At 58.3% G+C, this 14,121-nt stretch carries 17 protein-coding genes and 1 tRNA gene; 10 read left to right on the top strand and 8 right to left on the bottom strand.

Features of this window, described 5'->3' with window-relative positions; genetic code table 11:
• Nucleotides 1-5: 5 nt before the first annotated feature.
• The 7 genes from AC2FFD_RS16400 to AC2FFD_RS16370 all read right to left on the bottom strand — a co-directional run bounded on the left by AC2FFD_RS16400 (nt 6) and on the right by AC2FFD_RS16370 (nt 5,691).
• Nucleotides 6-779 (bottom strand): ABC transporter ATP-binding protein, encoded by a 774-nt coding sequence (locus AC2FFD_RS16400; protein WP_480487537.1) that lies wholly within the window; start codon nt 777-779, stop codon nt 6-8.
• On the bottom strand, nt 776-1,540 hold the full coding sequence (locus AC2FFD_RS16395; protein WP_496873572.1) for an ABC transporter ATP-binding protein: 765 nt from the start codon (nt 1,538-1,540) through the stop codon (nt 776-778). The genes AC2FFD_RS16400 and AC2FFD_RS16395 overlap by 4 nt, the downstream gene beginning before the upstream one ends.
• A complete protein-coding gene (locus AC2FFD_RS16390; protein ID WP_496873571.1) occupies nt 1,537-2,634 on the bottom strand; it encodes a branched-chain amino acid ABC transporter permease in 1,098 nt (365 codons plus the stop codon). The genes AC2FFD_RS16395 and AC2FFD_RS16390 overlap by 4 nt, the downstream gene beginning before the upstream one ends.
• Before the next feature lie 3 nt (nt 2,635-2,637).
• Nucleotides 2,638-3,513 carry a branched-chain amino acid ABC transporter permease gene (locus AC2FFD_RS16385; protein WP_170344324.1) on the bottom strand — a complete coding sequence of 292 codons (876 nt, stop codon included), beginning with the start codon at nt 3,511-3,513 and terminating at the stop codon, nt 2,638-2,640.
• A 75-nt stretch (nt 3,514-3,588) separates the two neighbouring features.
• Nucleotides 3,589-4,617 (bottom strand): alcohol dehydrogenase catalytic domain-containing protein, encoded by a 1,029-nt coding sequence (locus AC2FFD_RS16380; protein ID WP_496873570.1) that lies wholly within the window; start codon nt 4,615-4,617, stop codon nt 3,589-3,591.
• Between the two features lie 198 nt (nt 4,618-4,815).
• The gene (locus tag AC2FFD_RS16375; RefSeq protein ID WP_496873569.1) at nt 4,816-5,340 is read right to left on the bottom strand and encodes a hypothetical protein; all 525 of its coding nucleotides are present in this window, start codon (nt 5,338-5,340) and stop codon (nt 4,816-4,818) included.
• Between the two features lie 261 nt (nt 5,341-5,601).
• Nucleotides 5,602-5,691 (bottom strand) — tRNA-Ser (locus AC2FFD_RS16370).
• A 123-nt stretch (nt 5,692-5,814) separates the two neighbouring features.
• On the opposite strand from AC2FFD_RS16370, the gene AC2FFD_RS16365 reads away from it, so the two are divergent.
• The 9 genes from AC2FFD_RS16365 to AC2FFD_RS16325 all read left to right on the top strand — a co-directional run bounded on the left by AC2FFD_RS16365 (nt 5,815) and on the right by AC2FFD_RS16325 (nt 13,269).
• Nucleotides 5,815-6,657 (top strand): DUF2059 domain-containing protein, encoded by an 843-nt coding sequence (locus AC2FFD_RS16365; RefSeq protein WP_496873568.1) that lies wholly within the window; start codon nt 5,815-5,817, stop codon nt 6,655-6,657.
• Nucleotides 6,657-7,457, top strand: coding sequence for a DUF2059 domain-containing protein (locus AC2FFD_RS16360; RefSeq protein WP_496873567.1), 801 nt, complete (start codon nt 6,657-6,659; stop codon nt 7,455-7,457). Before AC2FFD_RS16365 ends, AC2FFD_RS16360 begins: the two co-directional genes overlap by 1 nt.
• A 219-nt stretch (nt 7,458-7,676) precedes the next feature.
• On the top strand, nt 7,677-8,288 hold the full coding sequence (locus AC2FFD_RS16355) for a 50S ribosomal protein L21 (RefSeq protein WP_496873566.1): 612 nt from the start codon (nt 7,677-7,679) through the stop codon (nt 8,286-8,288).
• Nucleotides 8,289-8,299: 11 nt separating this feature from the next.
• Nucleotides 8,300-8,569, top strand: a complete 270-nt coding sequence (gene rpmA, locus AC2FFD_RS16350) for a 50S ribosomal protein L27 (RefSeq protein ID WP_039535512.1) — start codon at nt 8,300-8,302, stop codon at nt 8,567-8,569.
• A 95-nt stretch (nt 8,570-8,664) separates the two neighbouring features.
• Nucleotides 8,665-9,273 (top strand): LysE family translocator, encoded by a 609-nt coding sequence (locus AC2FFD_RS16345; RefSeq protein ID WP_152457963.1) that lies wholly within the window; start codon nt 8,665-8,667, stop codon nt 9,271-9,273.
• Nucleotides 9,270-9,806, top strand: coding sequence for a GNAT family N-acetyltransferase (locus tag AC2FFD_RS16340; protein WP_152457964.1), 537 nt, complete (start codon nt 9,270-9,272; stop codon nt 9,804-9,806). The genes AC2FFD_RS16345 and AC2FFD_RS16340 overlap by 4 nt, the downstream gene beginning before the upstream one ends.
• Before the next feature lie 38 nt (nt 9,807-9,844).
• Entirely contained in the window at nt 9,845-10,879 is a 1,035-nt protein-coding gene (gene obgE, locus AC2FFD_RS16335) for a GTPase ObgE (protein ID WP_170344313.1), read from the top strand.
• Complete coding sequence (gene proB, locus AC2FFD_RS16330; protein WP_170344311.1) at nt 10,867-11,973, top strand: glutamate 5-kinase; 1,107 nt, start codon at nt 10,867-10,869, stop codon at nt 11,971-11,973. Before obgE ends, proB begins: the two co-directional genes overlap by 13 nt.
• Nucleotides 11,974-12,006: 33 nt before the next feature.
• Complete coding sequence (locus AC2FFD_RS16325; RefSeq protein ID WP_170344310.1) at nt 12,007-13,269, top strand: glutamate-5-semialdehyde dehydrogenase; 1,263 nt, start codon at nt 12,007-12,009, stop codon at nt 13,267-13,269.
• On the opposite strand, the gene AC2FFD_RS16320 is transcribed toward AC2FFD_RS16325, so the two are convergent.
• Complete coding sequence (locus AC2FFD_RS16320; RefSeq protein ID WP_496873565.1) at nt 13,266-13,862, bottom strand: histidine phosphotransferase family protein; 597 nt, start codon at nt 13,860-13,862, stop codon at nt 13,266-13,268. The two genes, AC2FFD_RS16325 and AC2FFD_RS16320, sit on opposite strands and share 4 nt — an antisense overlap.
• A gap of 43 nt (nt 13,863-13,905) precedes the next feature.
• On the opposite strand from AC2FFD_RS16320, the gene AC2FFD_RS16315 reads away from it, so the two are divergent.
• The gene (locus AC2FFD_RS16315; RefSeq protein WP_050602459.1) at nt 13,906-14,088 is read left to right on the top strand and encodes a DUF3553 domain-containing protein; all 183 of its coding nucleotides are present in this window, start codon (nt 13,906-13,908) and stop codon (nt 14,086-14,088) included.
• The last annotated feature ends 33 nt before the right edge of the window (nt 14,089-14,121 follow it).

Here is a 14,121-nt window from a genome sequence, read left to right as displayed (position 1 = left end):
CTTGCTTACCTCCACGTCTTCTTGCGCTTCCAACGGCGGTTTTCGCGCGCGCCTTCTTCCCGCACGCCTAGATAGAAGTTCTGGATGTCCTCGGACTTCAGCAACTCATCCGCAGCGCCGTCCATGACGATGCGCCCAACCTCCATCACGTAACCATGATGCGCCAGTTCCAATGCAGCATTGGCGTTCTGTTCGACCAGCAGCATTGTCATATGCTGTTCTTCGTTCAGACGTTTCAGAATGGCGAATATTTCCTGCACCAAAAGCGGTGACAGACCCAATGACGGTTCATCCAGCAGCATGATGCGGGGGCGGGCCATCAGCCCACGTCCGATTGCCAGCATCTGTTGCTGCCCACCTGACAGGGTGCCGGCCTCTTGCGTGCGGCGATCTTTCAGAACGGGAAAGTAACTGAAAACCAGCTCGCGATCCTGGTCGATCAGCGCCTTGTCCGATCGCGTATACGCGCCGAGGCTCAGGTTTTCATCGACGGTGAGCAGGGGAAACACCTCGCGCCCTTCGGGTACATGCACGATCCCGCGCTGGACGACGGTATGCGGCTCGGCCCCCTGAATGTCGTCTCCATCAAAGGTGATCGTGCCTTTTTCCGGGTCCATCACACCCGAGACGGTTTTCATCAACGTCGTCTTGCCGGCACCGTTTGCGCCAAGAATCGAGACAATCGCACCTTCGTGAACATCCAGAGAAACGCCACGAATGGCCATTATCGGGCCGTAGAAGCTTTCGACATTTCGGATTTTCAGGATTGGCGCGCTCATGAGGCTTTCCCCAGATAAGCTTCAATCACCGCCGGGTGCGATTGAACTTCGGCCGGGGTTCCAAGCGCCAGTTTGGCACCATCTGCCATGGCCAGAACCCGGTCTGACACGCCCGAGACCAGGCCCATGTCATGTTCTACCATCAAAACGGTGATGCCCATCTGCCGTCGGATATCATCGATCCACCAACGCATGTCCGTTGTCTCTTCGACGGACAACCCCGAGGCCGGCTCATCCAGTAGCAGCAATTTGGGGTCGGTTGCCAAAGCGCGAGCAACTTCAACCACTTTGCGTACGCCGTAGGGCAGCCCGGATATCATCTTGTCGCGATAGGCTTGCAGGTCGAGAAAATCGATGATCCGTTCCACTTTCTCGCGGTTTTCCAGTTCCTGTTGCTTTGCGGACGGGGTGAACAGAATCTCGGAAATCAGGTTTGTCCTGCGGTGGCGGTGCCGCCCGACCAGCAGGTTTTGCAGAACGGTGGCGTGTTCGAACAGTTCGATATTCTGAAAGGTCCGCGCCACGCCATAGGCGGCGACGCCGGACGATTTGACCTGAAGCAGATCATGCCCGTCAAACCGGATCGCCCCGTCAACGGGATCGTAGAACCGGGAAATCAGGTTGAAAACAGTGGACTTGCCCGCACCGTTTGGACCGACGATGGCGAAAACCTCACCTTCCCGAACATCGAATGACAGGTCATCCACCGCCGTCAGGCCGCCGAACTTGAGGGTGACATTTTCGAACTCCAGCAAGCTCATCTCAGACGCTCCGTCTTGAGATAAGACTTCTGCCGTTTAAACATGTCCTTTCGATAGAAGGGGAACAGCTCGAACCAGGTGCGGATTTTCAGCCAGCGGCCATAGATGCCCATGGGTTCGAACAGGATGAAGGCAATCAGGATCATGCCGAAGATGCCGAACTCCAATCCCGGAATGGCCACCGTACTGCCACCGAACAGAGCGCCGGCATATTCTTTTGAGATAGACAGAAACTGCGGCAGGAACCCGATCACGATCGCGCCCAGAAACGCGCCGTGGATCGACCCAAGCCCACCGATCACGATCATCATCAACAATTGGATCGAGATCAGAACACTGAAGGTTTCGTTGTTGAACGCTCCGGCGAACAACCCCATCAGTGCCCCGGCCCATCCCGTCACCGCGCAGGACAAGGCGAAAGAGATCATCTTTGTCCGCGCGATATCGATTCCCATCGCCTGGGCCGAAACCTCAGAGTCGCGCACAGCGATGAAGCTGCGGCCCAAAGGCGCGCGCAGCAGGTTAATATATCCCAGTGTGACCAGAACGGCGACGGTCAGGACCAGCCAGAAGAACTGATCGGGCGTTCCCCAGCGGTCTACCAGATGGCCGAAGATTTCGACCCCGCCGACATACTTGCCCGCAACACCGCCGGTGATGGGTTCGGACAGAACGATGATGTCGTCCATCAGGATCGAAAGCGCCATGGTGAAGATGGCCAGATAGATGCCATGCAGGCGCAGGGCAGGGATCGCGACCGTCACGCCCGCTATCCCGGTCAGAATGCCCGCCAGCGGGAAAGCAACCAGAAAGGGCACCCCGGCTTCTATCAGGGCGACGTTGGCATAGCAGCCAAAGGCCAGAAAGGCCGCGTGGCCCAGACTGACTTGCCCTGTATGCCCGGTCAGGATCATCAGGCCCAACCCGGCAATGGCCCAGATCAGGACGTTGGTCAGTTCACCCAGATAGAACTCGTCAAGCCACCAGGGGGCTACGGCAACAACCGTCAGAAGGATCAGATACAGGACAAGCTGATAGCGGTCTTTCCACGGGCGGATATCCTGCATGTAGTCGGTTTTGAAGACGATCCGCATGGCTCAGACCTTTTTGACCCGAACCTGACTGAACAACCCGTTGGGGCGAAAGATCAGCACGGCAAGCAGCAGGGCGTATGGCGCGATCTGGCTGTAACCCGCCGCGATATAGCGGCTGGCAAAAGGTTCGATCACGCCGACGATAAGTCCACCGGCCAACGCACCGGGCAGGCTTCCGAAACCTCCGATAACGGCGGCGGCAAATGCCTTGATGCCCAGCAATCCGGTTGTCGGATCCACCGCGCCCTTGGCGGCGAACAGAATGCCCGCAATCCCCGCAACGACACCGGCCAGCGCCCAGATGAACCCCTGAACCCGCTTGACAGGTACGCCCATGTAATACGCTGCCAGCTGGTTCTGCGACGCCCCCTGCATCGCCAGCCCAAGTTTGGAGCGTTTGAAAAAGACGTAAAGGCCCCATGTCAGCAGGATGGTCACGACGATCACGGCGACATCCTCCAGCCCCAGCACAAGGCCGCCAAAGCGCAGATCTTTCCCCGCCAGCGGGTTTTGCAGTGTTTGCGGTTCGTGCCCCCAGATCAATCCGGCCACGAAACGGATCACAAAGCCCAGGGCGATGGTCAGGATAACAACGGCTGTCTGACTTTCGCCAAACAGGCGACGGATGATCAGGCGATCCAGAAGATATCCCAATGCCCCCATGATCCCCAGTGATATCGGCAGGGCCAGCCAGAACGGCAGACCCATGTACTCGGTATTGGTCAGGCCGATGGTGACAAAGGCCCCCAGCATCATGAAATCGCCCTGCGCGAAATTTACCGCTTCGGTCGCCTTGTAGATCAGAACAAAGCCAAGCGCGATCAGGCCATAGACACACCCGTTTGCCAGTCCGCTGATCAGCAGCTGTGCGTTATCCAAACTGTCCTCCCTCGACCGGTTTGCCGGTGTCGCGTTCTGCCCGCGCGTATACTGCGGTGACGCGGGTTTGTTCTACTATGGCGTGATAATCACCTTGCCGTCACTCTTTTTCAGCGCATCCGCCAGATTTGGCACAAGATTTTTCAGCCTAAGATGTTCCGAAACATCCGTTTTCCAGCGCCCGTCGGCAAACCGGGCCTGAACCTCGGCCACGACGCGCATCTGATCAGCGGGCGGGGTCGACATCATCCAGTTTGTCAGCCAGAAGCCTTCGATCCGCTTGCTCATGAAGATCAGTTGACCGGTCTGCGTCAGCGTCGGCGCCTCGGTAGACAGCTTGCCATAACTGATCCAGCGCGCCCGGTTGGGCATGGCGCAGAACAGTTGTTCAGACAACTGGTCCGTCACGGCATCCAGAAACACGCGCGGTTTCAGCTGCGCGCTCAGATCCGCAAACTTGGCGACAACGTCTTCATCGGTTGTCACCAGCACTTCGGCCGCGCCAAGGTCTTTCAACATCCCTGTCGTCTCGGCCCGGCGCACCAAGGCGATCGGCTTCAACCCCAGGTCGCGGCCAAGGCTGCACATCAGCTTGCCCAATTGGCTGGTCGCGGCTGATACGACAAAGGCATCGCCGTCGGCCTTGGCCATATCCACCATGGCCATCGCCGTCATTGGATTGACGATTTGAGCAGCCCCATCATCGTCCGAGATATCAGGGCGCAGCGGGATGCACATCTGCATCTGCGTAACGACATATTCCGCCCAGGCCCCCGATCCGGCAGCAACAAACGCGACGCGTTGCCCTTGCAGGGCTTCGGCGCCCTTGCCGGCGGCCACGACGTCTCCGCATCCTTCAAAGCCGGCGGGGGATCCCTTGACCCTCGGCTCCCCGTATTCACCCTTGATGAAATGCAGATCTGACGGATTGACCGAAGCCGCGCGCAACCGGATCAGCACCTGACCCGGGCCGGGTTCCGGCGTGGGAACCTCGGCTTCTTCCAACCAGTCGGCGGCGTTTTCAATGGCCGGTCCGGTGGCCGTGCCGGAATATCCGTCATGTTTCAGGATTGCGGCGAACATTGTCTGGGGCAGGTCGGTCATCGGGTCATCCTTGAAATGGCTAAAGCACAGCGCGCACCATATCTGGAAAGCCCCCGATAGTACGGGCAAGGTGCGGGCTGTTTGTCAGGCACAGCCAATCAAAAGCCGCGAAGGAGGTCAATTCAACGACGCCCTAACGTAGGGGCAGCGCAGATGCGCCCTTGGGAAAGGCCGACCCGTGGATCGGCCTTCAAAACTCTACTGTTGGGTCAGCAGGTTGGTCAGTTCCTGAATTTTCTGAACAATCGTTTCAGGCGAGTCCTTGATATCATTCACAATCTTGATCGCCTGATCCTTCAGATCGGTGGCCAGAGTGCTGTCCTGAAGGGATGCCATAATCCCATCATAGTCGAAGTTGGTCGGGTCCAGCTTGCCTTCCTGAATCCATGAGTTCAGCAACTCCTGCCCCTGACCGGCCAGCGCGGCCACCTGATCGCTGGCCTCCTGGGCGGTGTCAGCGGCCTGATCCGCAACCGATGACGCCGCTTCGCTTGCCTGATCCGCCAACGACGAAGCTGCTTCGGCGGCTTGTTCGGTCGCGGCATCAACAGCGTCAGAGGCAGCGTCCTGTGCGGATGAAGCCGCGTCTGTCACCGCTTCGGCGGCGTCTTCTGCCGCCGTTTCCAAACGCTCAGCGGGTGTGGGTTCGGGTTGATTCAGATAGAAATACCCGCCAGCGCCAATTGCGGCGATGACGATGGCAAGAATGAGAGTACGCGACATGTGTGTCTCCTTTGGAAAATGTGTCGCCGGGATGCGCCAAAAATAACTCAGGTACAAAGGGGAATTCCCAATAATTCTCAGCAGAATAGAGTATAAGCCGGGCTATGCTCATTGCCCCTGGAAACGCGGCAAGAACACGCCTGCACAAAGGTGACGCGCCCTGTTTTGGCAGCGATCCGCCGGGAAAGGACCGCAGGCGCAACCAATTTTCAGGCGTTTATCGTGAACCCAAAAGGCAGCATTGAGCCAGCATTGGGATAGTGGCGGAGAGACAGGGATTCGAACCCTGGGTGGGCTTGCACCCACAACGGTTTTCGAGACCGCCCCGTTCGACCACTCCGGCACCTCTCCGCGGGGGTCTGTGAGGGGGGGATTTAGTGAGGAACGGGCAGGGGTGCAAGCAGAAAATTCGGGATTTTGCGAAACCGGGGTTTTTCCGTTGCCTGCCAGCGCAAAACTCCTAGTCTGATAGGTATGACACAGTTTCTACGCCGCTCTGCCTTTTGGTTTCTGGCCCCGCTCTTTGCGCTTGTTCTGATCCCTTTGGAACTTTCCGCCGCCAGCCGCGATCGGATAGAGGCCTTTCTGACCACAACCGGGTTTGACGTCGCCCTGGAAAGCATCGCGCTGAGCTCGAGGTCCGCCCCTCAGATGCTGGGGATCGACCCTGAGGGATTTGGCTCGGACTGGGCCCGCCTGGCGGACGAAGTTTTTGATGTTGGCGCCATGCACGAGACTGCGGTTTCCATCCTGGAACAAACCCTGAGTGATGAGGCGCTGACGCACGCGGTAGACTTTTATGCATCCGACCTGGGTCAGCGCCTGGTCGAGGCCGAAAACGCCTCGCATATGCTTGAGGACGATGAAGCCAAGCAGTTGGAAGGTCAAAAAATCATTTCAGACCTGATCAAGGACGGATCGCAACGGGTCGAAAGTTTCAAGCGCATGAACAACGCGATCGATTCGACCGGTACCGCGGTGCGGGCCCTGCAAGAAATTCAGGTGCGTTTTCTTCTGGCAGCCAGCGCATCAGGTGTCATCGAACTGCAACTGGATGCCGATGAATTGCGTGCGCTGATGAAGCGGAACGAAGCCGGTATGCGCCAGTCGCTGCAACTGTCCAGCCTTGCGGGCGCAGCTTATACCTATCAGGACTTTTCCGATGCGGATGTCGACTCGTATGTCGAGGCGCTGGAGCAACCCCTGATGCAGGAAGTGTATGAATTGCTGAACGCGATCCAATACGAGATCATGGCCATGCGGTTCGAAGTTCTTGCGGCCCGAATGGCCGAGCTGCATCCCGCACAGGATATTTGATGCACCGCGTTTTTCTGACGATTGCGTTTGTTCTGTGGGGCGCACAATTGCTGGCCGATCAAAGGGTCGACCGGCTGGCGCAGGCCATGCACCTTTCGCATGTGATGGAAATTCTCGTACAGGAAGGGCAGGGGCACCGCGAGGAACTTGACGAAACGCTGTTGGACAATACCGGCGGCGCGTATTTTGAAGCGCAGGTCAAAGATATCTACGACCCGGTCTGGATGCAGCAATTCCTGACGGATGCCTTTGAGGCAGGTCTTTCAGTTGCGCAGCTTGATCAGGCGATCCTGTTTTTCGAAAGCGATCTTGGTCAGACGATCGTGTCGCTGGAAAACTCGGCCCGGCAGGCGATGTCGGACCAGGCCATCGAGGACATGGCCCGTGAATCCTATGAGTCCGTTGAACGCGACTCGACTCGGTTCGAGTTGGTCGATGAGTACATCCAGGCCAATGACCTTGTCGAAAAGAACGTTCAGGGGTCGCTGAGTTCAGATTACAGCTTCTTTCAGGGTCTTGATATCGACGCGCAAGGCGACGATCATGAATTGCTGGCCGAACTTCTGTCACAGAAAGAGAGCCGCGCAGCTGAAACCGAGGCGTGGCTTTATTCTTTTCTTCTGATGGCCTATCGGCCTCTGGACGAGACCCAGATGCGCGAGAATATCGCGTTTTCCAGAACCGAAACCGGGCGCGCCCTGAATGAGGCGCTGTTCGACGGCTTTGACCGCATGTTCAACGATATATCTTTCCGTTTGGGGCGGGCGATCGCACAGACACTCAGGGCGTCTGATCTCTGACGACGCTTTGGTGTTGACTTTTCCCGGCGATCCATGGATAAGCGCGCATCCCGGCCGGTATTCCGCGCCGGGTATCGTTATTATTTGACCCTTGGGATGTCCTGATGGTCATTCACACAGCCCGAAAAGGGCGCGCTGTTCGAGGTGGCTTTCAAGTGTCTTGGAGCCGGAAACTCCCGTAAGGGGACCACAGAACGCGGTTAGACAAAGGAAAGACGCATGTTTGCGGTCCTCAAGACTGGCGGCAAGCAGTACAAGGTTCAGGCGGGTGATATCCTCCGCGTTGAAAAGCTGGCTGCCGACGCAGGTGAAAAAGTTCAATTCAACGATGTTCTGATGCTGGGTGGCGACGCTCCGGTCGTTGGCGCACCGTTCATCGAAGGCGCAGGCGTTCAGGCCGAAGTGATCGAACAGATCAAAGGTGACAAGGTCATCAAGTTCGTCAAGCGTCGTCGTAAGCACAGCTCGAAGCGTACCGTTGGCCACCGTCAGAAGCTGACACTGGTCAAGATCACCGACATCCTGTCGTCGGGCGCTGACAAGTCGGGCATCAAGGCTGCAACCGGTTCGGCTCCGGCTGGCGAAGCGGCACCTGCTGCAAAGCCCGCCAAGAAAGCCGAAGCCAAGGCAGAGGCACCTGCCGCTGCTGCTGCGAACGATCTGACCAAGCTGAACGGCGTCGGCCCTGCCGCTGCCAAGAAGCTTGCCGAAGCCGGAATCGAGAGCTTTGCCGCTCTGGCCGCCTTGTCGGACGAGCAGATTGCTGCTATCGAAACGGTCAAAGTGAAACCCGAATGGGTTGAGCAGGCCAAAGAGCTGGCCAAAGGCTAAGGAGAGAGAGAATGGCACATAAAAAAGCTGGCGGTTCCTCCCGTAACGGCCGCGACTCAGCGGGTCGTCGCCTTGGCGTGAAACTGTATGGTGGTCAGGCCGCCATCGCAGGCAACATCATCGTGCGTCAGCGCGGCACCAAGTTCTGGCCGGGCGAAGGCGTCGGTATGGGCAAGGATCACACCATCTTTGCAACCACCGATGGCGCCGTGAAGTTCCACAAGGGACTGAAGAACCGCACCTTCATTTCGGTCCTGCCAGTGGCGGAGGCCGCAGAGTAAGCCGAAACCCAGAAGGTTTAAGAAAAATTCATGGGGGACCGGCACAAAGTGCCGGTCCCTTTTTCGTTTTAACGCAGTCGTGATCAACCAAACCGATGACAGTCGCAACCACCAGTTTCCTGATTTTTGCCGCCAGCCAGGTCGGCACGCCGGGACCGGCCAACATGGTCCTGCTGGGTACTGGTGCGCGTTTTGGCTTTCGCGCCGCGTTGCCTTTTGTCGGGGGTGTTATCCTTGGGAAGCAGCTGATCATTTGGCCGGTCGGTTTTGGGTTGCTGCATCTCGCGGATCAGGCACCCGCGGTGTTTACGGTGCTTAAATACGCGTCAGCGGCCTATATTTTTTGGCTGGCGTGGAAGATTGCCAACACGCGGTTGTCGCGACAGCAGGCTGAGGGGAACGCGCCCGGCTTTCTGGCCGGGCTGATTGTTCATCCGCTCAACCCCAAGGCCTGGGCCATGATCATTGCCGGGTTCACCGGGTTCGTGGCTGCGGGCACCCCCAGTTTCGAAGCGACGGTTACGATTGCTCTGTGTTTGTTGTTTTGCCAGGTGATCCTTCATCCGATCTGGACTTTTGCGGGCGATAGAATTGCCCACGCGGTTGAAGGACGACCCGTTGAAAAATATCTGATGTGGACATTGGCAGGCCTTACGGTTGCGTCCGTACTTTTCGTGTTGTTCGGAGGAGGAACACACCCATGAAACTTGAAACAATAATAAATCAGCCGGTCATAGAAACCGAGCGGTTCGATCTGCGTCCTCTGCGTCGGTCGGATATGGGGCTGATCGAGCACTATGCCGGTGATGAGCGTGTGGCACGTATGACAACCAGTATCGCACATCCTTTGGCCCCCGGCTCGACCGAGGCCTTTGTGACGCGCTCGATGGCCGAGGACCGGGACGAGGACGTCTGGGTCATGGATGCCACCAAGGACGGCGGTCCGGAACTGATTGGTCTGATCACGCTGAAACGGCTGGATCGGAATCAGTCCGAAGTCGGCTATTGGGTTGCGCCGATCTATTGGAATACCGGCATTGCCTCTATGGCTGTCGAAGCACTGGTAAATGCCAACCCGCTGAAAAACGCGACGATGTTTGCCAGTGTGTTTCAGGACAATCCGGCCTCGGCCCGGGTCCTGACTCATTGCGGGTTCCAGTATCTTGGCGATGCAGAAAGCTATTCGGTGGCGCGTGATGCGAATGTGCCCACCTGGACGTACAGCAAAAAACTCTGACTTGTGGCCGATGGGGCCTTTGCAGTAGGGGACAGACCATGAAATTTCTCGATCTTGCAAAGGTCTACATCCGGTCCGGGGCCGGCGGTAGCGGCTGCGTCAGCTTCCGACGCGAAAAGTACATCGAATACGGCGGCCCTGATGGCGGGGACGGCGGTAAGGGCGGTTCCGTCTGGGTCGAGGTCGTGGACGGGCTGAACACCCTGATCGACTTCCGCTATCAACAGCATTTCTTCGCCAAGAACGGCCAGCCGGGCAGGGGGCAGCAACGTACCGGCAAGGACGGTGATGACATTGTCCTGCGCGTGCCCGTCGGCACCGAGATTCTGGACGAAGACGAGGAAACCGTCATCTGCGATCTGACCGAAGTGGGCCAGCGTGTTCTGCTGGCCAAGGGCGGCAATGGCGGTTTCGGCAACCTGCACTTCAAATCGGCCACCAACCAGGCCCCCCGGCGTGCAAATCCGGGGCAGGCAGGCATTGACCGTACGATCTGGCTGCGTCTGAAACTGATTGCCGATGTAGGACTGCTGGGCATGCCGAATGCAGGCAAATCGACCTTTCTTGCAGCCACGTCAAACGCGCGGCCCAAGATCGCGGATTATCCGTTTACCACGCTGCACCCCAATCTGGGTGTCGTGGGGGTCGACAACGTGGAATTCGTGGTGGCCGACATCCCCGGCCTGATCGAAGGCGCCCATGAAGGGCGCGGGATCGGAGATCGCTTCCTTGGTCATGTCGAGCGCTGCGCCGTGCTGCTGCATCTTGTCGATGGTACCTCGGAAACGGTTGCCGATGACTACCGCACGATTATTCACGAGCTTGAGGCCTATGGCGGCGAACTGGCCCAGAAACCCCGGATCACCGTTCTGAACAAGGTTGATGCGTTGGATGATGAAGAACGTGATCTGGCCAAAGCCGAACTGGAAGAGGCCGTTGGCGGCCCCGTGATGACGATGTCCGGCGTTGCTCATCAAGGTGTAACCGAGGTTCTGCGCGCGTTGCGCGGCCAGATCGATGACAATCGTGTTCGTCAGAAACCCGCTGAGGAGGCGCAGCCTTGGCAACCCTGACTTCTGCGCGCCGATTGGTTGTCAAAATCGGGTCAGCTTTGCTGGTTGATCGCGAAACCGGCCAGTTGCGCAATGAATGGTTGTTTTCGTTGGCGCAGGATGTCGCGTGGCTCAAGGGGCAGGGGACAGATGTAATCCTTGTCTCGTCCGGATCTATTGCACTGGGACGCGGCGTTTTGGGGCTGTCCATGGCGACATTGCCATTGGAAAAGTCGCAAGCTGCCGCTGCCGTCGGGCAAATTCGTCTGGCGCGTGCATATGAAGAGGCATTGACGCCTCATGGGATTACCACGGCTCAGGTTTTGGTGACATTGGAAGACAGCGAGGATCGTCGCCGCTATCTGAATTCACGGGCGACCCTGGAAACTTTGCTGGGCTTGGGTGTCGTACCGATCGTCAACGAAAACGACACCGTGGCAACGGATGAGATCCGGTATGGCGACAACGATCGTCTGGCCGCGCAAATCGCGGTAACGGTCGGGGCGGATCAGTTGATCCTGCTGTCAGATGTCGATGGCTTCTATTCGGGCAACCCCAACGAGGACGCCTCGGCCACGCGTTTCGAAACGATCGACATGATCACGCCCGAGATCGAAGCCATGGCGGGCGATGCGGGCTCTGGCCTGTCTAAGGGCGGAATGAAGACAAAGCTGCTGGCCGCCAAGATGGCCACCGCGGGCGGTTGTGCGATGGCGATCACGGAAGGATCGGTTCTGAACCCTCTGAAAACGCTGGAAAATGGCGCGAATTCGACGTGGTTTACCGCAACGCTGGACCCGCATGCTGCGCGCAAACGCTGGATTTCAGCAATGAAACCGCGTGGCGAAATCACCATCGATGAAGGGGCTGCCAACGCGCTGGCAAATGGCAAAAGCCTGTTGCCCGCAGGTATTGTCGAAGTGACCGGCGATTTCGGGCGCGGCGACCCCGTCGCGATCCTTGACCCCAAAGCTCGCCGGCTGGCGCAGGGAATCAGCCGTTACACCGCGCAGGAGGCTGACGCGATCAAGGGGCGCAAGTCGTCCGAGATCGAGGCGACCCTTGGATATCCCGGCCGTGCGGCCTTGATCCACCGGGATGATCTGGCCCTGTAGATACTGAAAAAGACGACCTGAAAGGCACGCGACATGAAAGATTTCGACAGCATTCCGGCTCTGATGGCTGATCTTGGAAAACGTGCCAAAGCGGCATCGCGCGATCTGGCTTTTGCAAGCTCTGAACGCAAACATGCCGCCCTGATTGCGGCAGCCGACGCGGTTTGGGCCAATCGGGCGCAGATCATCGAAGCCAACCGGAAGGATCTGGAGTTCGGCCGCGAGAAGGGCCTTAGCCCGGCGATGATGGACCGCCTTATGCTGGATGAGGCGCGTGTTCAGGGCATGGTCGATGGTTTGCGGGCGGTGGCTGATCAGACCGATCCGGTGGGCGAAGTGCTGGCCGAATGGGACCGTCCGACTGGATTGAATATTCAGCGCGTACGCACCCCGCTGGGTGTGATCGGCGTGATCTATGAAAGCCGCCCGAATGTCACCGCTGACGCAGGCGCGCTGTGTCTGAAATCCGGAAATGCCGTTATCCTGCGCGGAGGGTCCGAGAGTTTTCATTCTTCGACCGCGATTCATGCCTGCCTGGTTGAAGGGCTGAAGGCCGCCAATCTGCCGGAAGATGCGATTCAACTGGTGCCGACACGTGACCGCGCGGCGGTTCAGGAATTGCTGACCCTGACCGACTATGTCGACGTCATCGTTCCGCGCGGCGGCAAGGGGTTGGTCGGGCTGGTCCAGCGTGAGGCCCGTGTGCCTGTCTTTGCGCATCTTGAAGGCATCGTGCACATCTATGTCGACAAGGGTGCTGATCCGCAGAAAACACTGGACGTGGTGCTGAACGCCAAGACGCGCCGTACCGGCATCTGCGGCGCTGCCGAATGTCTGCTGATCCATCAGGACATCGCCGAAACGCTGGGGCGTGACGTGATCGCCGCACTGCTGAAAGCAGGGGTCGAAGTTCACGCCGAAGGCACACTTGCGGTCGAGGGCACAGTTTCCGCGACGGCGGAGGATTGGGGAAAAGAGTTTCTGGACAGCGTGATCGCGGCCAAGCCCGTCGCTGATATCGACGCTGCCATTGCGCATATCCAGCGATACGGATCAAACCATACCGATTGTATCATGACCGAGGATGACACGGCCGTAGCCCGTTTCTTTGAGCGCCTCGATAGCGCGATCCTGATGCACAACGCTTCGACTCAGTTCGCCGATGGTGGCGAGTTCGGGATGGGCGCCGAGATCGGTATCGCCACGGGCAAAATGCATGCCCGCGGCCCGGTGGGGGCCGCCCAGTTGACCAGTTTCAAATATCTGGTGCGCGGAAACGGAACGATTCGGGATTAAAAACGCAGCGCTATGCGGGTTGCGGCGGTTTCCACCGCAACGCGCCGACCCATCGCATTTGCCGTTTCGGGCAGCAGAGCGAACTGGACCTGCGCGGGTGTAATCTTGTTGGGAAACCGGCCGGTTGCAACGTGTTTCCACAGTTCAGTGTCCACGTTCAGCTTGTCCGCTGTCCCGATGACCGACCATTTTCCATCCTGGGTCGTGATTTCGACTGTGCCGCCCAGTGGCATGGCGCTTTCGAAACACATGATTGCCAAAAAGGCCAGTTTGACCTGATTCCGGGGCACGGGTTCCTTCAGATTCCAGATAACCCGCACCCGTCCGGTGCGTTCGATGTCCTTGAGCAGTTCGGCCACTTCGGCACGGCCCAGCGGCTGTTCTCCTGCTGATCCGAAGGCAACCCGGAAAAACCGGATACGCGCGCCCGCACTGCCGACACTGCCCGAGATCAACTCCATCTCGGGGCCCTGGACAGCACCAACCATGTCCAACAGCTCCAGCCCGTTGGTGATGGCACCGATCGGGCTGATCAGATCGTGGCAGATCCGTGAGCCGATCAATTCAGCCAGGTTGACGTTCGTGTTGCCCATGCGTACCTCCTGCGGTATCTGCCGCAGGAACCGGAAGCCCCAAATGACAGACATGAATGCTATTCTTGCACCGGGCATGTTTGTTCGCCACCCGGATTTCCCCGAATGGGGCGTCGGACAGGTTCAGTCCAACATCGCAGGCAAGATCACCGTGAACTTTCGCGAGCAGGGGAAAGTGGTAATCGACGGAACGCGCATCGCCCTGATGCCGGTCTTTGATCCGTGAAACTGGTTTAAGAAGAGTTAACAGAAAAGGCCA

The organism is Ruegeria sp. YTSC002, from assembly GCF_059609845.1.
Note: the sequence above shows the minus strand (reverse complement) of the source record. Positions and strands in the feature narration are given on the sequence as shown.